Origin of the sequence: Tistlia consotensis USBA 355 (assembly GCF_900177295.1) — a bacterium.
Taxonomy (GTDB): domain Bacteria; phylum Pseudomonadota; class Alphaproteobacteria; order Kiloniellales; family DSM-21159; genus Tistlia; species Tistlia consotensis.
Map to the genome: position 1 here is coordinate 67,802 of NZ_FWZX01000016.1, position 18,997 is coordinate 86,798.

At 71.5% G+C, this 18,997-nt stretch carries 20 protein-coding genes; 12 read left to right on the top strand and 8 right to left on the bottom strand.

The window, feature by feature from the left end; genetic code table 11:
• Positions 1-99 precede the first annotated feature (99 nt).
• The 6 genes from B9O00_RS18395 to B9O00_RS18420 all read right to left on the bottom strand — a co-directional run bounded on the left by B9O00_RS18395 (position 100) and on the right by B9O00_RS18420 (position 4,223).
• Positions 100-570, bottom strand: coding sequence for a phasin family protein (locus B9O00_RS18395; RefSeq protein WP_085124166.1), 471 nt, complete (start codon positions 568-570; stop codon positions 100-102).
• Between the two features lie 261 nt (positions 571-831).
• Positions 832-1,479, bottom strand: a complete 648-nt coding sequence (locus B9O00_RS18400) for a TetR/AcrR family transcriptional regulator (protein WP_085124167.1) — start codon at positions 1,477-1,479, stop codon at positions 832-834.
• 79 nt (positions 1,480-1,558) lie between these two features.
• A complete protein-coding gene (locus tag B9O00_RS18405) occupies positions 1,559-2,080 on the bottom strand; it encodes a YbaK/EbsC family protein (RefSeq protein WP_085124232.1) in 522 nt (173 codons plus the stop codon).
• Between the two features lie 8 nt (positions 2,081-2,088).
• Positions 2,089-2,928: a pyrroline-5-carboxylate reductase gene (gene proC, locus B9O00_RS18410; RefSeq protein ID WP_085124168.1), complete on the bottom strand. Its 840-nt coding sequence runs from the start codon at positions 2,926-2,928 to the stop codon at positions 2,089-2,091.
• A 157-nt stretch (positions 2,929-3,085) separates the two neighbouring features.
• A complete protein-coding gene (locus B9O00_RS18415) occupies positions 3,086-3,586 on the bottom strand; it encodes a type III secretion system chaperone family protein (RefSeq protein ID WP_085124169.1) in 501 nt (166 codons plus the stop codon).
• A gap of 229 nt (positions 3,587-3,815) precedes the next feature.
• Positions 3,816-4,223 (bottom strand): accessory factor UbiK family protein, encoded by a 408-nt coding sequence (locus B9O00_RS18420; RefSeq protein ID WP_322111241.1) that lies wholly within the window; start codon positions 4,221-4,223, stop codon positions 3,816-3,818.
• A gap of 115 nt (positions 4,224-4,338) precedes the next feature.
• Between B9O00_RS18420 and rfaD the strand changes: the two genes are divergently transcribed.
• From rfaD to B9O00_RS18440, 4 genes are all read left to right on the top strand, one after another.
• Positions 4,339-5,322, top strand: a complete 984-nt coding sequence (gene rfaD / locus B9O00_RS18425) for an ADP-glyceromanno-heptose 6-epimerase (protein ID WP_085124170.1) — start codon at positions 4,339-4,341, stop codon at positions 5,320-5,322.
• 70 nt (positions 5,323-5,392) lie between these two features.
• Positions 5,393-6,214 carry a prolipoprotein diacylglyceryl transferase gene (lgt, locus tag B9O00_RS18430; protein WP_085124234.1) on the top strand — a complete coding sequence of 274 codons (822 nt, stop codon included), beginning with the start codon at positions 5,393-5,395 and terminating at the stop codon, positions 6,212-6,214.
• Positions 6,215-6,248: 34 nt separating this feature from the next.
• Positions 6,249-7,328, top strand: a complete 1,080-nt coding sequence (locus B9O00_RS18435) for a class I SAM-dependent methyltransferase (protein ID WP_085124171.1) — start codon at positions 6,249-6,251, stop codon at positions 7,326-7,328.
• Positions 7,329-7,432: 104 nt separating this feature from the next.
• Positions 7,433-9,154, top strand: coding sequence for a sensor histidine kinase (locus B9O00_RS18440; protein ID WP_085124172.1), 1,722 nt, complete (start codon positions 7,433-7,435; stop codon positions 9,152-9,154).
• Between the two features lie 17 nt (positions 9,155-9,171).
• Here the strand turns inward: B9O00_RS18440 and B9O00_RS18445 are convergent, their stop codons facing one another.
• Positions 9,172-9,426: a hypothetical protein gene (locus B9O00_RS18445; RefSeq protein ID WP_085124173.1), complete on the bottom strand. Its 255-nt coding sequence runs from the start codon at positions 9,424-9,426 to the stop codon at positions 9,172-9,174.
• Between the two features lie 156 nt (positions 9,427-9,582).
• On the opposite strand from B9O00_RS18445, the gene B9O00_RS18450 reads away from it, so the two are divergent.
• Positions 9,583-10,371, top strand: a complete 789-nt coding sequence (locus B9O00_RS18450; RefSeq protein ID WP_085124174.1) for an endonuclease/exonuclease/phosphatase family protein — start codon at positions 9,583-9,585, stop codon at positions 10,369-10,371.
• Positions 10,365-11,783 carry a cardiolipin synthase gene (gene cls, locus B9O00_RS18455; protein WP_085124175.1) on the top strand — a complete coding sequence of 473 codons (1,419 nt, stop codon included), beginning with the start codon at positions 10,365-10,367 and terminating at the stop codon, positions 11,781-11,783. Before B9O00_RS18450 ends, cls begins: the two co-directional genes overlap by 7 nt.
• A gap of 62 nt (positions 11,784-11,845) precedes the next feature.
• Here cls and B9O00_RS18460 read toward each other — a convergent pair whose 3' ends face one another.
• Entirely contained in the window at positions 11,846-12,841 is a 996-nt protein-coding gene (locus tag B9O00_RS18460) for a LysR family transcriptional regulator (protein ID WP_085124176.1), read from the bottom strand.
• A 131-nt stretch (positions 12,842-12,972) separates the two neighbouring features.
• Here B9O00_RS18460 and B9O00_RS18465 point away from each other — a divergent pair, with 131 nt between their 5' ends.
• From B9O00_RS18465 to pgeF, 6 genes are all read left to right on the top strand, one after another.
• The gene (locus B9O00_RS18465) at positions 12,973-13,842 is read left to right on the top strand and encodes an ABC transporter permease (RefSeq protein WP_085124177.1); all 870 of its coding nucleotides are present in this window, start codon (positions 12,973-12,975) and stop codon (positions 13,840-13,842) included.
• An 8-nt stretch (positions 13,843-13,850) separates the two neighbouring features.
• Complete coding sequence (locus B9O00_RS18470) at positions 13,851-14,636, top strand: ABC transporter permease (RefSeq protein WP_085124178.1); 786 nt, start codon at positions 13,851-13,853, stop codon at positions 14,634-14,636.
• 43 nt (positions 14,637-14,679) lie between these two features.
• On the top strand, positions 14,680-15,843 hold the full coding sequence (locus B9O00_RS18475; protein ID WP_085124179.1) for an ABC transporter substrate-binding protein: 1,164 nt from the start codon (positions 14,680-14,682) through the stop codon (positions 15,841-15,843).
• A 100-nt stretch (positions 15,844-15,943) separates the two neighbouring features.
• Positions 15,944-17,029: an ABC transporter ATP-binding protein gene (locus B9O00_RS18480; protein ID WP_235017148.1), complete on the top strand. Its 1,086-nt coding sequence runs from the start codon at positions 15,944-15,946 to the stop codon at positions 17,027-17,029.
• Positions 17,026-18,138 carry an NAD(P)/FAD-dependent oxidoreductase gene (locus tag B9O00_RS18485; protein ID WP_085124181.1) on the top strand — a complete coding sequence of 371 codons (1,113 nt, stop codon included), beginning with the start codon at positions 17,026-17,028 and terminating at the stop codon, positions 18,136-18,138. Before B9O00_RS18480 ends, B9O00_RS18485 begins: the two co-directional genes overlap by 4 nt.
• 90 nt (positions 18,139-18,228) lie before the next feature.
• On the top strand, positions 18,229-18,996 hold the full coding sequence (gene pgeF / locus B9O00_RS18490; RefSeq protein ID WP_085124182.1) for a peptidoglycan editing factor PgeF: 768 nt from the start codon (positions 18,229-18,231) through the stop codon (positions 18,994-18,996).
• Position 18,997: the final 1 nt, after the last annotated feature.

Genomic DNA, 18,997 nt, shown 5'->3' on the forward strand with positions numbered 1-18,997 from the left:
GCCGGTCGAGCGCGAAGCTAGCGGGGCCGCCGCGGAAAAGCAAAAGGCCGCCAGCGGATGCCGGCGGCCTTTCGAAAGCGCCCGTCCGGAAGGCGGGGGCTACTTCTTCGCCTTCTTCGCGGAAGACTGCAGATCGGAGATCATGCCCTTGATCTCGTCGAGCGACTCGGAGATCCGCTTGTTGATCGTGTCGAGCGCCTCGGTGTTCGACTTGGCGCCGAGCTCGGCCAGCTCACGCATGTTGGAGATGGCGCGCTCGAAGGCCTCGCGCACGACGTCGGCCTGCTTGGCCATGCGCTCCTCGGGGGTGCCGGAGGCAGCCAGGTCGCTCATCACCTTGGAGGCCTCCTCCATGGTCGAGCGCAGGATCTCCATCTGGCGCTGGGCCAGGGCCTGGGCACCCTCGACCGCGATCTTGTTGGCCTGGCCGATCGCCTCGAGGTTCTTGCGCTGGGCTTCCATCATCGCCTGCATGTCGAGGCCCGGGACCTGGAACTGCTCGGACCACTTCTTGAAGTCCGAGAACTGGGTGAAGTCCATGTCGAGGAAGGGATTGCCGGTCTTGGTCATGGTGCGTCTCCTTGAGTCTTTCCGCCGTTGCGCGCGGCCGATGCGACTTCGGCGGCGCGGTTGTGCTGCATCGCTATGCTGCACTGCACAATGCCACGGTTATGGGCACCCGCGCTGCTCGAATCAAGAGAAATTTTTGCACTGCAACATACATCGCGGACCGCGTGAACACCGGAGCGGGAACCGGGCGGGCACCGAGCGTGCGGGACTCTACTCCGATCGCGCGCCGAGGTCGAAGCGGCCGCGGCGCGTCCGGTCGCCTCAGGCCTTCGAGGGGCCGGTGGCGGGATCGCTGGCGGGATCGGACTCCGCGCCGGAACGCCGGCCCCGGCGCCGCTGCAGGCGCCCGGCCAGCCACTCGACCCGGCGCAGGTAGCCGTCCAGCGCCGCCATGGTCTTCGAGAGGTCCGCGCTGTCGTCGCGCAGGAACACTCGCAGGGTCGCGAGATAGATCGCGGCCAGGCCCTTGACGCGCAGCAGCCCGGCCAGGCCCTCGCTCGGGATGCCGGCGGCGGCCAGCATCCAGGCCATGGAGCGGCCGAGCTGGGCCAGGCTGCAGAGCGCCTCGCCCGGCGCGCGCAGCTGGTCCTGCAGGATGTTGCCGAGCGCGAGCCGGTGCGGCTGCAGGGCGTCGAAGCGGCGCATCAGCACGTCGAACAGCCGGTCTCGCGCACTCTCTCCGGCATCGGGCGCCGCCTCGGCCAGCACCTCGGCGTCGACGCGCCGGGCGAAGGCGTCGAGCAGCGCCTGCTTGGAGCCGAGGCGCGGATGGAGCTCGGCCAGGGAGAGGCCGGCCGCCTCGGCGATGTCGGCGAGGCCGAGCGCGCGCCAGCCGCGCTCGGCGGCCAGCTTCAGGGCAGCCTCGATCGCCGCCTGCTCCGGGTCGGTCCTGGGCTTCCTGGTCGCCATGACGAACCTCCTGGTTGCTATCCTAAATGGGTCTGGAAATCAGGAGGTTCCAGCGCGCGTCCCGGCGGCTGCCGCGCGGCTAGCCCTGGCGGACCTCGGCGAAGGCGCCGCCGGCGACCGCCGGCAGGTCGGCCGGGGTCAGGCGGAACACCGCGTTGGGCGTGCCGGCCGCCGCCCAGATCTCGTCGTAGGCCTTGAGGTCCTCGTCGAGGACGACCAGCGGCGGCTCCAGGTGGCCGAGCGGCGGCACGCCGCCGATCGCGAAGCCGGTGCGTGCGCGCACGAACTCGGCATCGGCCCGGCCGATCGCCTCGCCGATCGCCGCGGCGACCTTCTTCTCGTCGACCCGGTTGCTGCCGCTGGCCACGACCAGCACCGGCCGGCCGCTGGCCTTGCCCCGGAAGATCAGGGACTTGGCGATCTGGCCGACCGAGCAGCCGATCGCCGCCGCCGCCTCGGCCGAGGTCCGCGTGCTGGCCGGGAACTCGCGCACCTCGAAGTCGAGGCCCCTGCCGGCCAGCGCTTCCTGGACCCGCCGGGCGCTCGCCTTCAGCGGCGCGGCCGCCGCCTCGCCCGGGCTGTCGCTCGTCCCCGCGTTCACCCCCGCCTTCACTGGGCCAGCTCCCGGCTGCGCCGGGTCGCCGCGGCGATCGCCCGGTCGAACAGCGGCTGGATGCCGTCGTCGGCCATCAGCACCTTCAGCGCCTCCAGCGTCGTGCCGCCGGGGCTGGTGACGTTGCGCCGCAGGATCTCGGGCGCCTCGTGCGAGCGGTGCAGCAGCTCGCCGGAGCCGGCGACCGTGACCCGCGCCAGGCGCTCGGCCAGCGGCTCGGGCAGGCCGGACGCGACGCCGGCCCTGGCCAGCGTCTCGACCAGCAGGAAGACGTAGGCGGGGCCGCCGCCCGACAGCGCCGTGACGACGTCGATCAGCGCCTCGCTGGCGACCCAGTCGACCTCGCCGACCGCCAGCATCAGGGCGGTGCAGAGGTCGCGCTGCGCGGCATCGACCCGGTCATCGGCGACCAGCACCGACATGCCGCGGCCGATCGCCGCCGGCGTGTTCGGCATGGCACGCACCACCGCCGCCTCGGCGCCCAGCCGCTCCCGGAAGTAGCCCAGGGTCTTGCCTGCCGCGATCGAGAGATGGACCGTGCCGGCGGCCGGCCAGGCCGGCAGGTCGGCCAGCGCCTCGTTCATCATCTGCGGCTTGACCGCGAACAGCACGACCTGCGGCACCAGGTCGGCCGGCAGGTCGCGCACCGCGCGGTGGTGGTGGGCGCCCTGGCCGATGAAGCCGGCGACCGACTCCATGCTCGGCTCGACGATGTGCACCCGCTCGGCGGGCGTACCGCCCTCGAGCCAGCCGGACAGCAGCGCGCCGCCCATCTTGCCGCAGCCGATCAGCAGCAGCGGACCGGTGATCTTCTCTGACGTCTCTTCGCTGGACATGGGCTCTTCCGGGCGCCTCCGAACGCGTCTCTGGCCATGGACGGTCGGGAGACTACCGCAGACGCCGGCCCGATGCCCATGGCCGACCTCGGCGCGGGCATCGCTCCTCGCCCGCGCGCGGCGGGCGAGGAGCGAGTGGCCCCGGGGAAGCTGCGGACTAGGCCTCTCCGACCGTGTCCATCATCGCCGCGGCGATCGCCTCGCCGACCGGCTGGTTGCCCCAGATCACCATCTGCAGGGCCGGGTAGACCCGGTCGCACTCCAGGAGCGCGGTGTCGACCGTGTCCTCGAGCTGCTCGACGGCGATGCCGCGGGCGCCGCGCAGGGGGATGGTGTGGCGGAACACGAGCGCGCCCTCCTCGCTCGCGAGATCGAAGTGGCCGAGCCAGAGCCGCTCGTTGGCCAGCGCCAGCAGCTCGTGCACCGCCGCCCGCTTGGCAGCCGGCACACGCACGTCGAGCTGGCAGGAGATGTACATGGCGCCGAGGTCGGACTGCCAGACGCTGCAGATGTGGTAGTCGCACCATTGCCCGGAGACCTGGGCGACCAGCTCCGAATCGCTGGAGCGGTCGTGGATCCAGTCGTTCGCGGAGACCAGTTCCTCAAGCAGATCGAGGGGATTGTCGGAAAGGACTGCTTCCTGCGCGAGCAGTTCCATGCTGGCTGCCTCCCATGCGCTGTCGAGGCCTGCTTAGCCTCAGGAGCGGGGGAGCCGCCTTGGTGCACTATCGACATGTGCTGCAACGCAACAGCTCGCCCACTAGATTTAGCGTGCAACACTGTCCGACCGCGCCGCAATGACCGATTGCGCGAAATTGCGATCGCCTGTGGAAATTTAACGGCCGTGTAATCGGGGGGCGGGGGCCCTCCTCCGGCGGCCTGCCGGCTCAGTCCCCGGAGGGGGCGTCCGCCGCGGCGCCGCCCTTGGGCGCGGCCTTCGGCTTCGCGGCCTTGCGCGGGCGGCTCGCCTTGGCGGCGCTCGCCTTGGCGCCGGCCGCGGCCCTGCCGGCGAGCGCGGCCTCCAGTTCGGCGACGCGCCTGGCCAGGGCCTCGTTCTCCTGGCGCGCCTTGGCGGCCATCGCCTTGACCGCCTCGAACTCCTCGCGGCCGACCAGGTCCATGCGCGAGGCGGCGCCCTCGAACCACTCGCGGAAGCGCGCCTCCATCTCGTCGCGCATGCCCGAGGCGACGCCCATGGCGCCGCTCATCATCTTGGCGATGTCGTCGAAGAAGGGGTTCTGGGTCTGCATGGCCGCCTCCTGGTGCGGAACCGGATGGGGGGTTGCGATCTTCATCACCGGCACCCGGCCCGACGGTGACTCCTGCGACCAGATGTAAGGCCCCCCGACCTTCCCTTTCAACCGGTCAGCACCTATAAGCGGGCGGCGACCCCGCCGATACGAGGCTTCCATGATTCTGGTCACCGGCGGCGCCGGCTTCATCGGCTCCAACCTGGTCGCCGCGCTCGACGCCCGGGGCGAGCGCGTCGCGGTCTCCGACCGGCTCGGCCAGGGCGACAAGTGGCGCAACCTCGCCAAGCGCGAGCTCGAGGCGCTGATCCGGCCCGAGGCGCTCGACGCCTGGCTGGAGGAATGCGGCGGCGAGCTCGACCTGATCTACCACATGGGGGCGATCTCCAGCACCACCGAGACCGATGCCGACGCCCTGGTCGCCAACAACCTGCTGCTCAGCCAGAAGCTCTGGACCTGGTGCGCCGAGAACGGCGTGCCGCTGATCTACGCCTCCTCGGCGGCGACCTACGGCGACGGCGCCCAGGGCTTCGACGACAGCCTGGACCGCGGCTACCTGGCGAGCCTCAGGCCGCTCAACGCCTACGGCTGGTCCAAGCACGCCTTCGACCGCTGGGTCGCGCGCCGGACCGAGGAGGGCTGGCCGAGCCCGCCGCACTGGGCCGGCCTGAAGTTCTTCAACGTCTACGGCCCCAACGAGTACCACAAGGGCGGCCAGGCCTCGGTCGCCTGGCACCTGTTCGGGCAGATCGGCCGCGGCGAGGCGGCGCGTCTCTTCAAGTCGCACCGCCCGGACTACGCCGACGGCGGCCAGCTGCGCGACTTCGTCCATGTCGACGACTGCGTCGACGCGATGCTCTGGCTCGCCGGGCAGCCCGAGGTCTCCGGCCTGTTCAACGTCGGCAGCGGCAAGGCACGCTCCTTCCTGGATCTCGCGACCGGCGTCTTCGCGGCGCTCGGCCGCGAGCCCGACATCGCGTTCGTGCCGACGCCCGAGGCGATCCGCGAGAAGTACCAGTACTTCACCGAGGCCCGCATGGACCGCCTGCGCACCGCCGGCTTCCAGGCCAACGCCCTGTCCCTCGAGGAGGGCCTGCGGCGCTACGTCCAGGACTACTTGGCGAGCCCCGACCCCTACCGTTGACGAGCCCGACCGCTGACGGCACCCCCGACCGGAGGCCAGCACCGTGATAGAGACCGCGCACGCCGCCCTGATGTTCCCGCAGTTCGATCCGGTGGCGGTCGCGCTCGGCCCCTTCGAGATCCGCTGGTACGCGCTCGCCTACATCGTCGGCCTGCTGGCCGGCTGGCGCTACTGCCGCTGGCTGACCGAGCCGCGGCGCTCGCCGGCCGGCATCAGCAAGGAGGCCTTCGACGACTTCCTGTTCTGGGCGATCCTCGGCGTCGTCATCGGCGGGCGCACCGGCTTCGTGCTGTTCTATGCGCCCTTCTACTACTTCGACCATCCGCTGCAGGCCTTCATGATCTGGAAGGGCGGCATGTCCTTTCACGGCGGCCTGCTCGGCGTCATCGTCGTCGCCTGGTTCTTCTGCCGGAACCGCGGCCTGCCCTTCCTGGGCCTGATGGACATCGTCGCCTGCGCGACGCCGATCGGCCTGTTCCTCGGGCGCATCGCGAACTTCATCAACGGCGAGCTCTGGGGCCGGCCCTCCGACCTGCCCTGGGCGATGATCTTCCCCAAGGCCGGGCCGATCCCGCGCCATCCGAGCCAGCTCTACGAGGCGACGATGGAGGGCATCATCCTCTTCACCGTGCTGTTCTTCGTGATGCGCAGCGGCGCCCTGCAGCGCTACGGCCGCTGCGCCGGGACCTTCCTGGTCGGCTACGCCATCGCCCGCTCGGTCGGCGAGATCTTCCGCCAGTACGACACCGACGTCGGCCTGATCCTCGGCATGACCCAGGGCCAGCTCTATTCGGTGCCGATGCTGCTGATCGGCCTCTACCTGATCTTCACGGCCAGGAAGGCGCAGCCGAGGGTCGCGGCGGAGGCGAAGGCCGGCGCGAAGGCGAAGTAGGCCCGGAGCCGCGGCCGATGCCGCCACGGCAGCCATGAGCTCGCCCCTGCTGGCGCTGCTGGCCGCGCGGATCCGCGCCCAGGGCCCCCTGAGCCTGGCGGAATACATGGCCGTCGCGCTCGGCCACCCGCGCCACGGCTACTACGCGACCCGCGATCCGCTGGCCCGCGACTTCACCACGGCGCCGGAGATCAGCCAGATGTTCGGCGAGCTGCTCGGCCTCTGGCTGGTCGAGCGCTGGCAGGCCCTGGGCAGCCCGCCGGCCGTCCGCCTGGTCGAGCTTGGCCCCGGCCGCGGCACGCTGATGGCCGACCTGCTGCGCGCCGCGCGCCTGGTCCCGGGCTTCCTCACGGCCGCCGAGCTGCATCTGGTCGAGACCAGCCCGGTGCTGCGCGAGCGCCAGCGCCAGGCGCTCGCCGGGCAGGCAGTCCAGTGGCAGGAGCGCTTCGAGCAGGTCCCGGACGGCCCGCTGCTGCTGGTCGCCAACGAGCTGTTCGACGCCCTGCCGATCCGCCAGTTCCAGCGCACGGCGCGCGGCTGGGCCGAGCGCCAGATCGGCCTCTCGGCGGACGGCGGCGGCCTCGCCTGGGGCCTCGGCCCGGAGCTGCCCGAGGCCGCCCTGCCCGGCCTGCCGGCCGCCGGGCCCGGCGAGATCGCCGAGGTGAGCCCCGCCGGGCAGCGCCTCGCGGCGTCGATCGGCGAGCGCCTGGCGCGGCAGGGCGGCGCCGCGCTGATCCTCGACTACGGCTACGCGCCCTCGCAGGCCGGCGACACCCTCCAGGCGCTGCGCGGCGCCCGGCCCGCCGACCCGCTGGACGCGCCGGGCGAGGCCGACCTGACCGCCCACGTCGACTTCGCCGCCCTCGCCGCCGCTGCCGGGGCCGCCGGCGCCAGGGCCTGGGGGCCGGTCGGGCAGGGCGCCTTCCTGGAGGCCCTCGGCATCCGCGAGCGCGCGGCGATCCTGCAGCGCGGCGCCGACGAGGGCCGGCGGGCGGAGATCGCGGCGGCGCTGGCCCGCCTGACCGCGCCGAAGCAGATGGGCCACCTGTTCAAGGCGCTGGCGCTGACCGGGCCCGACGCCCCGGCGCCGGCCGGCTTTCCCGTCGGCGGATAAGCCGGCCCGGCGCCGCTCGGCGTCGATATCTGCTGCATCCCGGCGCGCAGACGGGATAGCCTGTACTCGGCTGGCGCGTATCCGGCGTGCCGGGAACCGCGTGGATGACCCGTCTGAGACCTGTGCTGGACAGACTCCAGGACCTGAGGACCTCGCCGATCTGGCGCAAGGCGATCGCCCGCGTCCTCTTCCTGGTCTTCGTCTGCGGCACGATCGCGGCCCTGGCCGAGCAGGTCGCCCATCAGGACACCCTCAACCGCGTGCGCTCCGAGGCGCTCGAGAGGCTCGGGGTCCTGCGCGTCGCCCTGGAGCGCACGCTGAGCAGCGACGTCCAGCGGGTCCGCGGCCTGGTCGCCTACACCCGCGGCAACCCGGATCTCGACCAGGCGGAATTCGAGAGCGTCGCGAAGTACCTGATGTCGGACGGCTCCGGCATCGTCCGCAACGTCGCCCTGGCCCGCGACCTCGTGATCACGCACGTCTATCCCCTGGCGGGGAACGAGAAGGCCCTCGGCCTGCGCTACCGCGACAACGCCGCGCAATGGCCGATGGTCGCCGAGGCCATCGCGAAGAACGAGATCACCATCGCCGGGCCGCTGCCGCTGGTCCAGGGCGGCACCGGCGTGATCGCCCGCTTCCCGATCTTCCTGCCCGGCGTCACCGGCGAGGCGCACCGGCTGTGGGGCATCGCCTCGATGGTCATCGACTTTGCGGCCCTGCTGAAGCAGGTCGGCCTCGACCGCTACCTGCAGGACTACGACCTGGTGATCTACGGGCGCGACGGCCAGGGCCTGCACGGCGAGCCCTTCCTCGGCACGCCGGCAGCGCTGCAGGGGCCGCCTGTCGTCCTCGACGTGCACCTGACCAGCGGCTCGTGGGTCGTCGAGGCGACGCCCCGCGACGGCTGGCCGACCCGCTCCCGCTGGCTCTGGGTCATCGTCGGCTGCGTGCTGGCGGTCTTCGCGGTCGGCATGGTCCTGGCGCTCTGGACCGTGCGCTACGAGCAGGCCCTGGTCGAGTCGGCCGCGCAGATCGAGCGGGCGCGCCAGGAGGCGGTCGCCGCCCGGCGCGCCGCCGAGCAGGCGAACCACGCCAAGACGCTGTTCCTCTCGAACATGAGCCACGAGCTGAGGACGCCGCTCAACGCCATCATCGGCTTCACCCAGATCATGGCGCGCGAGGCCTTCGGCCCGATCGACAACCCGCGCTACCGCAGCTACCTGGCCGACATCCACCGCTCGTCGCAGCACCTCTTCGAGCTGATCAGGGACATCCTCGACATCTCGCGCATCGAGTCGGGCGAGGTCGAGGTCCGCGACGCCGAGCTCGACCTCGCCGAGGCGGTCGGCGCATCGCTCCACCTGCTGCGGCCGAAGATCGAGGAGAAGCGGATCTCCCTGCAGCCGCGCCTCGCTGCGGACCTGCCCCGGCTGCGTGCCGACCCGACGCTGCTGCGCCAGATCCTGCTCAACATCGTCGGCAATGCGGTCAAGTTCACGCCCGCGGGCGGCGAGATCCGGGTCGAGGCGGACTGGAACCCGGGCACGGGCATCTCGATCCGGATCTCCGACAGCGGTCCCGGCATCGAGCCGGAACTCGCTTCCAGGGCCCTGGAGCCCTTCGTCCAGCTCAAGCACGCGCACGACGTCGCCCACGAGGGCACCGGGCTCGGCCTGCCGATCGCCCGGCGGCTGATGGAGGCCCACGGCGGCCGGCTGACCCTCGTCGGCCGGCCGCCGCAGGGCACGACGGTGGTGCTGGACTTCCCAGAGGCGCGGACGATCCGGGTCGCGGCCGGGCCCGCACGGGTCGGCAGCCGGGCCTGACCCGGCGGACAGGCAGGCTAGTCCGCCCGCTCCTCGCGGCGCTTGCGGCGGAGCCAGGACAGCAGGCGGCGGCGCAGCGGCGGCACGTCGAGGGCGATCAGGACGAGGCCGAGCGGCAGCATCCAGAAGCCGAGCACCGGCAGGAAGCCCAGGACGCCGCCGACGCAGAGCAGCAGGCCGAGGCCGCTGCGCAGGCCCGGCGGCACCTTGCGGTCGCCCCACCTGACGCCCCGCCACAACGCCTCGACCGGCGGCTTTCCGAAGATCCTCATGGCCGCCCGGTAACGTGCAGCGGGCGCCGGCCGTTCCGGAAGCCCCTTGCCCGCGCGCTTGCCGGCGGGCGCGCTTTCGGGGCAGAAGGAAGCTGGAACCGCGGGCGCGGCTGCGGCGCTTCCGTTCCACCTGCCGCAACGGGGCCGTGCCTGCCAGTGACCTCCCCGCCGTCGATCCGCGTCGCGACCTACAACATCCGCAAGTGCGTCGGGCTGGACTGGCGACGCCGGCCCGACCGCATCATGCGCGTGCTCGGCGAGCTCGAGGCCGACGTGGTGGCGCTGCAGGAGGCCGACCGCCGCCTCGGCGAGCGCTCGGCGACCCTGTCGCTCGAGGAGCTGCCCTACCACACCGGGCTGCGGCCGGTTTCCTTCGAGGCGCGCGGCACCGGCGGCGGCGACGGCCTGGGCTGGCACGGCAACGCGATCCTGGTGCGCGAGGAGGCCGCGGTGCGCAGCGTCGCGGCGCTCGACCTGCCGTCCTTCGAGCCGCGCGGCGCGCTGGTCGCCGAGCTGGAGGTCAAGGGCGTCGCGCTGCGCGTCGCCGGCGTGCACCTGGGCCTGATCCCGGCCGACCGGCGGCGCCAGGCGCGTGCCCTGATCGAGCGGCTCGACGGCTGGAATGACGGCGGGGCCCCCGCCCTGCCGACCGTCGTGCTCGGCGACCTCAACGAGTGGAGCGAGCGGGCCGGCAGCGTCGCGGTGCTGGCCGAGCGCTTCCGGCCGGCGCCGCCGGTCGCCTCGTTCCACAGCGCGGCGCCGCTCGCCGCGCTCGACCGGATCTTCGTCGGGCCGGGGCTGCAGGTCGCGGCGGCGGGGGTGCATCGCTCGGCCGAGGCCCGGCGCGCCTCGGACCACCTGCCGGTCTGGGCGACGCTGCTGCCAGTCGAGGCGGGCGCGCGGAGCGGCCGGGACGCGGCGGCGCGGGAGACCCTGGCGTGCTGAGCGCCCTCGGCACGCTGCTGACCACGCTGCTCGAGCTGGCGGCGGTGTTCTTCGTAATCAAGGCGGTGCGCAGCGCGCGCACGCCGCAGGGCGCGCTCGGCTGGTCGGTCTTCCTGCTCGCGGCCCCCTACCTCGCGATCCCGGCCTACCTCTATCTCGGCCACGCGCGCTTTCCCGGCTACGTCTCGCGGCGCCGCGCCTCGAGCGCGCTGGTGCGCAAGCTCGACCAGCTGCGCCACTACCACCGCGAATCGGCGACCGACGACCCGAACGGCCCGCTCGGGCGGGTCGTCGCCTTCGAGCAGATGGCGCGCATGCCGCTGGTCTCGGGCAACGCCGCCGAGCTGCTGATCGACGGCGAGGCGACCTTCGAAGCGATCTTCCGGGCGATCGACCGCGCCCGCCGCTACGTGCTGATCGCCTTCTACATCATCCGCGACGACGCGGTCGGCCAGGAGCTGAAGCGGCGGGTCGTCGCCAAGGCGGCCCAGGGCGTCGAGGTGCGCATCCTCTACGACGCGCTCGGCAGCAGCGCGCTCTCCGGGTCCTACCTCGAGGAGCTGCGTGCGGCCGACGTCGCGATCGAGAACTTCCACCACCTGCGGCGGCCGCACAGCCGCTTCCAGCGCAACTTCCGCAACCACCGCAAGATCGTCGTGGTCGACGGCACGGTCGCCTTCGTCGGCGGCCACAACGTCGGCGACGAGTACCTGGGCCGCTCGCCGCGCTTCGGCCACTGGCGCGACACCCAGGTCAAGCTGGAGGGGCCGGTCGTCGCCGAGGTCCAGCTGGTCTTCGCCGAGGACTGGCACTGGGCGACCGACGAGTCCCTGGACCTCGACTGGAACCCCGAGCGCGCCGCCCCCAACGTCGACGCCCTGGTCGTGGCACCGGGCCCGGCCGACGCCATGGAGACCGGCAGCCTGTTCTTCTGCAACGCCATCGGCTCGGCGCGCCGGCGCATCTGGATCGCCTCGCCCTACTTCGTGCCCGACGTCGACATCCTGAGCGCGCTCAAGCTCGCCGCCCTGCGCGGCGTCGACGTGCGCATCCTGGTCGCCGACAGGCGCGACCACCTGCTGGTCTGGCTCGCCGCTTTCGCCTACTTCGACGAGGTGCGCGGCGCCGGCATCACGGTGCTGCGCTACACCAACGGCTTCCTGCACCAGAAGGTGCTGCTGGTCGACGACGACCTGGCCGCGGTCGGCTCGGTCAACCTCGACAACCGCTCCTGCCGACTCAACTTCGAGATCGCCGCGATCCTCTTCGACCCGCGCGTCGCCGCGCGGGTCCAGGACATGCTGGAGGCCGACTTCCGCCACAGCTACCCCTACGAGACGCCGCTCGACATGACGCCCTGGTGGCTGCGCTACGGGGCGCCGCTGGCGCGGCTGTTTGCGCCGATCCTGTGAGGGTCCGGCCTGCGACGCGGTCGTCGAGGTGCCTTTCCCGTGACGACACCGCCCGACGGGGCTCAGCCGACCTTTCCGAGCGGGGTGGCCGGTCCCGCATAGGTCCGTTCGGCAATCGGCGTCTCCGAAATGCGGCGGCGCAGCGCGGCGATGAAGCCCGCTTCGGCGCGGTTCAGTCCGCGCCGGGGATTGGTGACCAGATAGATGTCAATCGCCGGCGGATCGCGATAGGGCGGCAGCCGCCACAGCAGGCCGTCGCGAACGTCGCGCTCCACCACGTGGATCGGCAGGGGCCCAATTCCGAGGCCGCAGAGGATCATCCGCCGGACCTCCTCCAGGTGCGGTGACTGCCCGACCACCGGCTGGCCGAGCTCGCACTGCCGGCGCAGCAGGGCCACCGGCCGCAGGGCGTCCTCGACGTAGTCGGTGTCGAAAGACACCGAGGCCCGCCCCCGCAGATCCTCCAGGCACAGCCCCGACCGCCCGAACAGCGGGTGCGGCGGACCGCAGAAGAAGCCGAAGAACTCGCGGTAGATCACCTCGTAGGCGAGTTGCGGAAGGCGCTTGTTGACCAGGCAGATGCCCAGGCTGGCGGTCGATTCCTGGACACTGCGCGCGACGTCCACGCTGGTCTCGATCCTGATCCGATAGGTGGCGCCCGGGTGCTCCCTGTGGAAGGCGGCGAGCGTCTCGTCGAACAGCGGCGTGGTCACGTGGCTGGCGAGCGAGATGTGCACGTGACCGGTCACCTCCCGCGACGCCGTGGTGGCGACGTCCGCGAGACGGGCGATGCTGCCGTAGATCTCCGCACATTCCCGATAGAGCTCGCGGCCAGCGGAGGTGACCCTGAACACGCCGCGGCGGCGCTCGATCAGCTGGGTGCCGAGCCGGCCCTCCAGGCGTTGCAGGGCCAGGCTCACCGTCGGCTGGCGCAGCAGCAGCCGGCGCGCCGCGGCCGTGATGCCACCCTCCTGGACGATCACCACGAAGGTCCGCAGCAGGTTCCAGTCGAGCTCGCCGACGAACTTCTCGGACAGGTCGACACGCGGCTGTTTCATAATTCCAGACAATGTTGAACATAGAGAATATCAATTTGTACAATAGTTCGCCTCCCTGCGATACTTCCGAGCGGTCCGTTGAGCGGACCACCCGGAGGCGAAGTCCCGGAGGGGGGGAGTTCCCGAAACCGATGGCGCAGGCGCGCGAGCAGGATTTGCGGCCCTGGTACCTGCTGTCCCCGGCGCTGGCGGCGATCGCCCTGCTGGTCGTCGTGCCGATGTCCTTCATCCTGGTCTATTCGTTCTACGAGAACATCGACCTGGGCCTCGACCGGCCGGCCTTCCAATTCGGCAACTGGCACGAGCTGCTCACCGACAGCTACTACCATGTCGCGATCTGGAAGACCCTGCGCCTGTCGGTGATCGTCACGGTGCTGGCGGCGCTCATGGGCTACGTGCCCGCCTACTTCATCGCCTTCACCCGCTTCCACCACAAATGGCTGCTGCTGCTGCTGCTGATCATTCCGTTCTGGATCAGCTTCATCATCCGGACGCTGTCCTGGATCCACATCATGGGCAACGAGGGGGTGATCAACGCCCTCTTGCTCTGGCTCGGCGTGATCGATCAGCCGCTGCACATGATGTACAACGAGTTCGCGGTGGTCGTCGGCTTCATCCACGTCTTCCTGCCGTACATGATCCTCAACGTGTACGTCAGCCTGGAGGGCATCGACCGCAACCTCGAGCCGGCCGCCCGCACCCTCGGCTGCACGCCCTGGCAGGCCTTTCTGGAGGTCACGCTGCCGCTGTCGCTGCCCGGCCTCGCCGCCGGCTGCCTGCTGGTTTTCGTGCTGACCGCAGGCAGCTACGTGACGCCGCTGATCCTCGGCGGCCCCGACGACTTCCTGTTCGGCAACCTGATCTACGACGCCGTGATGTCGGAGCTGAACTGGCCGATGGGCGCGACGCTGTCCTTCACCCTGCTGGTGCTGCTCGGCCTGGTGGTGGTGGTCTACAGCCGCTTCATGCGGCTGAACCAGCTGACCAAGGCCTTCGGGTAGGGGGGCGCATGCGGGCCTGGAGCTGGATCAGGGCATACAGCGTCGCCGTCTACCTGTTCATGTTCGCGCCGGTGGCGGTGGTCCTGCTGCTCGCGTTCAACTCCTCGCAGTTCAGCGGCTTCCCGATCGAGGGCTTCAGCCTGCGCTGGTTCCGCCGGCTGTTCGAGAACGAGGCCATCATGCGGGCCTTCGAGACCTCGATCACGCTCGGCCTGCTCACCTCGGTCTGCGCGACCACCCTGGGCATCCTGGCGTCGCTGGCGCTGGTCCGCTACCGCTTCCCGGGCAAGGACTGGATCACCACCCTGCTGATCTCGCCGGTCCTGGTGCCGGAGACCGTGCTGGCCGTCGGCCTGCTGATCTTCCTGCGCTATCTGTCGATGCCGCGCTCCTTCCTGCTGCTGCTGCTCGGCCACAGCATCATCGCGCTGCCCTTCGTGGTGCTGGTCGTCCAGGCCCGCCTGGTCGGCATCCGGCGCGACTACGAGGAGGCCGCCCGGAGCCTCGGCGCCGGGCCCTTCGAGACCTTCCTGCAGATCACCCTGCCGCTGCTGCTGCCGGCGGTCTTCGCCGGGGCGCTGTTCGCCTTCACGATCTCCTTCGACAACATCACCGCGACGATCTTCTGGCGGCCCGCCGGCGTCGAGACCGTGCCGACCCAGATCTTCGGCATGCTGCGCAACTCGGTCAGCCCCGAGATCAACGCCCTCGGCTTCGTCATGATCGTGGTCACCGTGGGCCTGCCGCTGACCGCCGGCGGGCTGGCTCGCTATTTCGCGCGCCGGCGCCAATGACCGACTTCAACCGGCAATCAGGACAACAACAGGGAGACGACACATGAAGATGGACAGCACCAGACGCTACGAGGTCCTGCGCGAGCGGGTCGGCAACGGCAACGTCGACCGCCGCAGCTTCATGCGGCTGCTCGGCTTCGCCGGCCTCGCCGCCGGGGTCTCCGGCGGCGTCATGACCGGGCTCAGCCGCCGGGCGCTCGCCGGCGGCACCGAGATCTACTTCGAGGGCTGGGGCGGCGTGGTCAGCGAGGCGCTGCGCAAGTACGCCTTCGACCCTTATGAGAAGAAGACCGGCAACACCGTGGTCGACTCGACCTTCGGCGGCGAAGCCGAGGTGCTGACCAAGGTCCGCGCCGCCGGCAGCGCCAAGGGCCACAACGTCCTGCATTCCTCGGGGGTCGACTGGTACAAGCGCTGGGTCGACGCCGGCTACGGGACCAAGCTGAACGAGGCGAACATCCCGAACCTGGCCAACGTCATGGCGGCGATCATCAAGCCGTTCCACGCGATCACGCCGGGCTACCTGTCGGCGGTGCCCTACGACTACGGCACGACCGGCATCGCCTACAACACCGAGCACGTCTCGAAGGAGAAGGCCGAGAAGCTCGGCGCCAACCTGCTGCTCGACAAGTCCCTGAAGGGCAAGATCGGCGGCTGGGGCGGCGACTGGGCCAACCGCGCCTGGTACGGCGCCCTGCAGTCCGGCCAGGACCCCAACAACATCACGGACTGGGACGCGGTCTGGGCCAAGGTCCGCGAGCACCGCGCCCTGGTGCTGAAGTACTGGAGCTCGGGCGCCGAGCTGATGGACCTGCTGGCCAAGGGCGAGATCTGGGTCACCGAGGCCTGGTCCGGCCGCGTCGCCGCCCTGCAGGCGCAGGGCCACCCGATCGGCTACTTCGACCCCAAGAACGGCCTGGCCTGGATGGAGAGCATGTTCGTCCTGAAGGGCTCGCCGATGGCCGAGGCCGAGGAGCTGCTGAACTTCATGCTCGCCCCCGAGACCGCCATCGCCGTGGCCGAGGGCCAGAAGTACCCCTCCTCGCTGGATCCCGAGAAGGTCAAGATGACCAAGATCATCGAGGGGCTGCCGGCCTACGACCCGACCGGCAAGCTGGCCGGCCTGGTGTTCCGCGACCCGAGCAAGTGGAACCCGGTCGAGAAGAAAGAACGCAAGATGTGGGACCGCATCAAGAAGGGCGCCTGAGGGCAGGGCGGCGCCGGGGCCGGCAGGACGCCGGCCCCGGCTTCCATTCCCGACGACGACAGGGGGCGGGGCTGACGTGGCACGCGTCGAACTTCAGAGTGTGACCAAGTCCTTCGGCCAGATCACGGCCGTCAAGAAGGCCGACGTGGTGTTCGAGGAAGGCTCGTTCACCACGCTGCTCGGCCCTTCGGGCTGCGGCAAGACCACGATCCTGCGCATGATCGCGGGGCTCGAGGCGCCGAGCGCCGGCGACATCCTGATCGGTGGCCGTCGCATCAACGATCTGCCGATCCACAAGCGCAACCTGGGGCTGGTCTTCCAGAACTACGCCCTGTTCCCGCACAAGACCATCGGACAGAACATCGCCTTCGGCCTGAAATATCGCGGTGTCCCGAAGGCCGAGGCCCGCGACAAGGTCAGGCAGGCACTCGAGATCGTGCGACTGCCTGGCGTCGAGGACCGCTACCCGACGCAGCTCTCCGGCGGGCAGCAGCAGCGCATCGCCCTGGCCCGCGCCATCGTCATCGAGCCCGACGTGCTGCTGCTCGACGAGCCGCTGTCGGCGCTGGACGCCAACCTGCGCGAGGAGATGCGGGTCGAGCTGAAGTCGATCCAGCACCGCATCGGCGTGACCTCCATCTTCGTCACCCACGACCAGTCGGAAGCGCTCGCCATGTCCGACCGCATCGTGGTGATGAGCGCCGGCGAGGTCCAGCAGGAGGGCGCGCCGGAAGAGGTCTACAACACGCCGGCGACCGAGTTCGTCGCCCGCTTCCTGGGCGCGGCCAACCTCTTCGACGCCCGGGTGACGGCTGCCGACGACAGGTTGGTGGAACTGGAGACCGCGGCCTTCGGCCGGCTGACGCTGCCGCGCGACCGGGCCGCCCGGCTCGGCGACGCCGGGCCGGCGAGGCTGGTGGTACGCGCCGAGAAGCTGGCCCTGTCCGAGGCCGCCGCGCCGCCCGGGACGGTCTCGGCCGCCGCCACCGTCGCCGCGGTCGACTACCAGGGCCAGCTCGCGCGCTACTTCCTGCAGATCGGCGACAGCCAGGCCCAGGCGATCCAGATGATCGACGGCCGGCCCTATCCCGAGGGCGCCGAGGTTACCGTGAGCCTGCGGCCGGAGGACTGCACGGCCCTGCCCCCGGCGTCTCCGGACGGGGAGAGCGGGCCGACGGGCCGGTGACCCGGACCTGCGACATCCTGGTGGTCGGCGGCGGCATCGCCGGCATCTCCGCGGCGGCCCGGCTGGCGCCGGACGCCCGGGTGACCGTCCTGGAGCGCGAGACGGCGATCGGCTACCACGCCACCGGGCGGTCGGCCGCGATCTTCATCGCCAACTACGGCAACGCCACGCTGCGGGCGCTGAACGCCGCCAGCGCCCCGGAGCTGGCGGCCCCCGACTTCGTCGAGGGCTCGCTGCTGTCGGAGCGCGGCGAGCTGCTGGTGGCGACCGAGGCGGAAATGCCGGCGCTCGAGCGTCACCTGGCGGAGTCCACCGGCGTCGAGGCGCTGACCCCCGCCGAGGCGCTGCACCTCGTCCCGGTGCTGCGGGCCGAGCTGATCCGCGGGGCGGCGATCGAGCGGGCGGCGAGCGACATCGACGTCGACCGGCTGCTGCAGGGCTTCGCCCGGCTGCTGCAGGCCCACGGCGGGACGATCGTGACCGGCGCCGAGGCCGCACGGATCGGCCGCGCCGGCCGGGTCTGGCGGGTCGAGACGGCGGCCGGCGCCTTCGAGGCGCCGGTACTGGTGAACGCCGCCGGTGCCTGGGCCGATGCCATCGCCCGGCTCGCCGGGGTCGCCCCGGTCGGCCTCAAACCGCTGCGCCGCTCGGCGGCGCTCCTGCCGGCGCCGGACGGCCGGGCAGTCGAGCGCTGGCCCCTGTTCGCCCCGGTTTCCGAGACCTGGTACGCCAGGCCCGAGGCCGGCAAGCTCATGGTCTCGCCGGCCGACGAGGACCCGGTCGCCCCGCACGACGCCTGGGCCGACGAGATGGTCCTGGCCGAAGGGCTCGACCGCTTCGAGCGCATGACCACGGTCCGGGTGACCCGGGTCGAGCGCAGCTGGGCGGGCCTGCGCAGCTTCGTGGCCGACCGCACCCCGGTGGTCGGCTTCGCCCCGGACGCGGCGGGCTTCTTCTGGCTCGCCGGCCAGGGCGGCTACGGCGTGCAGACCGCGCCGGCCCTGTCCTGGCTGGCAGCCGATCTGGTCCTCGGCCGGCAGCCCCGGATGCCGCCAGCGGTCGTGGCGACCCTTTCGCCAGGGCGCCCGGGACTCGCTGCGGGACGCTGAGCCCATCGACACGCCTCGGATCCGGCCGTCCGCCCCTCGCCCTCCTTCTCCCCCTGGACCGGCGCGTGCCTTCCGCTACACTCCGCGGCCATGCTGACCACCGGCCCGCTCAACGACCTGCCCGGCATCCGCCATGCCTTCTTCACGCGCCAGGGCGGGGTCAGCGAGGGCATCTACAGCTCCCTGAACTGCGGCTTCGGCTCGCAGGACGACGATGCCGCCGTCGCGGTCAACCGCGAGCGGGCGATGGAGAAGATCGAGCTGGAGGGGCGCCGGCTGGTCACGGTCTACCAGCATCATTCGGCCGACGTCGTACGGGTCGAGCGCCCCTGGGCGCGCGGCGACAACCCCAAGGCCGACGCCCTGGTGACCAAGGCGCCCGGCATCGCCCTCGGCATCCTGACCGCCGACTGCGCGCCGGTGCTGCTGGCCGATCCCGAGGCCCGGGTCATCGGCGCGGCTCACGCCGGCTGGAAGGGCGCGATCGGCGGGGTGCTGGACAACACCGTGGCCGCGATGGTCGCCCTGGGCGCCGACGCCGGACGCATCGTCGCCGGGGTCGGGCCCTGCATCGCCCAGCGCTCCTACGAGGTCGGGCCGGAGTTCGCCGAGCGCTTCCTTGAGCACGACCCGCACAACGCCGCCTTCTTCCTGGACAACGGCAAGACCGGCAAGGCGCACTTCGACCTCAAGGGCTACGTCGCGCGGCGCCTGGGCGCCGCCGGCGTCGGCCAGATCGAGCTCTTGCCCTGCGACACCTGCGCCGAGGAGCGCCTGTTCTTCAGCCACCGCCGGGCGGTCAAGCGCGGCGAGGGCGACTACGGGCGCGGCCTCTCGGCCATCTACCTGGAGTCCTGAA

What these genes read in the sequence shown, in the direction of transcription:
- B9O00_RS18395 (WP_085124166.1), bottom strand. Translation starts at nt 570, where the DNA reads ATGACCAAGACCGGCAATCCCTTCCTCGACATGGACTTCACCCAGTTC.
- B9O00_RS18400 (WP_085124167.1), bottom strand. Translation starts at nt 1,479, where the DNA reads ATGGCGACCAGGAAGCCCAGGACCGACCCGGAGCAGGCGGCGATCGAG.
- proC (WP_085124168.1), bottom strand. Translation starts at nt 2,928, where the DNA reads ATGTCCAGCGAAGAGACGTCAGAGAAGATCACCGGTCCGCTGCTGCTG.
- B9O00_RS18415 (WP_085124169.1), bottom strand. Translation starts at nt 3,586, where the DNA reads ATGGAACTGCTCGCGCAGGAAGCAGTCCTTTCCGACAATCCCCTCGAT.
- B9O00_RS18420 (WP_322111241.1), bottom strand. Translation starts at nt 4,223, where the DNA reads ATGAAGATCGCAACCCCCCATCCGGTTCCGCACCAGGAGGCGGCCATG.
- rfaD (WP_085124170.1), top strand. Translation starts at nt 4,339, where the DNA reads ATGATTCTGGTCACCGGCGGCGCCGGCTTCATCGGCTCCAACCTGGTC.
- lgt (WP_085124234.1), top strand. Translation starts at nt 5,393, where the DNA reads ATGTTCCCGCAGTTCGATCCGGTGGCGGTCGCGCTCGGCCCCTTCGAG.
- B9O00_RS18435 (WP_085124171.1), top strand. Translation starts at nt 6,249, where the DNA reads ATGAGCTCGCCCCTGCTGGCGCTGCTGGCCGCGCGGATCCGCGCCCAG.
- B9O00_RS18440 (WP_085124172.1), top strand. Translation starts at nt 7,433, where the DNA reads ATGACCCGTCTGAGACCTGTGCTGGACAGACTCCAGGACCTGAGGACC.
- B9O00_RS18445 (WP_085124173.1), bottom strand. Translation starts at nt 9,426, where the DNA reads ATGAGGATCTTCGGAAAGCCGCCGGTCGAGGCGTTGTGGCGGGGCGTC.
- B9O00_RS18460 (WP_085124176.1), bottom strand. Translation starts at nt 12,841, where the DNA reads ATGAAACAGCCGCGTGTCGACCTGTCCGAGAAGTTCGTCGGCGAGCTC.
- B9O00_RS18465 (WP_085124177.1), top strand. Translation starts at nt 12,973, where the DNA reads ATGGCGCAGGCGCGCGAGCAGGATTTGCGGCCCTGGTACCTGCTGTCC.
- B9O00_RS18470 (WP_085124178.1), top strand. Translation starts at nt 13,851, where the DNA reads ATGCGGGCCTGGAGCTGGATCAGGGCATACAGCGTCGCCGTCTACCTG.
- B9O00_RS18475 (WP_085124179.1), top strand. Translation starts at nt 14,680, where the DNA reads ATGAAGATGGACAGCACCAGACGCTACGAGGTCCTGCGCGAGCGGGTC.
- pgeF (WP_085124182.1), top strand. Translation starts at nt 18,229, where the DNA reads ATGCTGACCACCGGCCCGCTCAACGACCTGCCCGGCATCCGCCATGCC.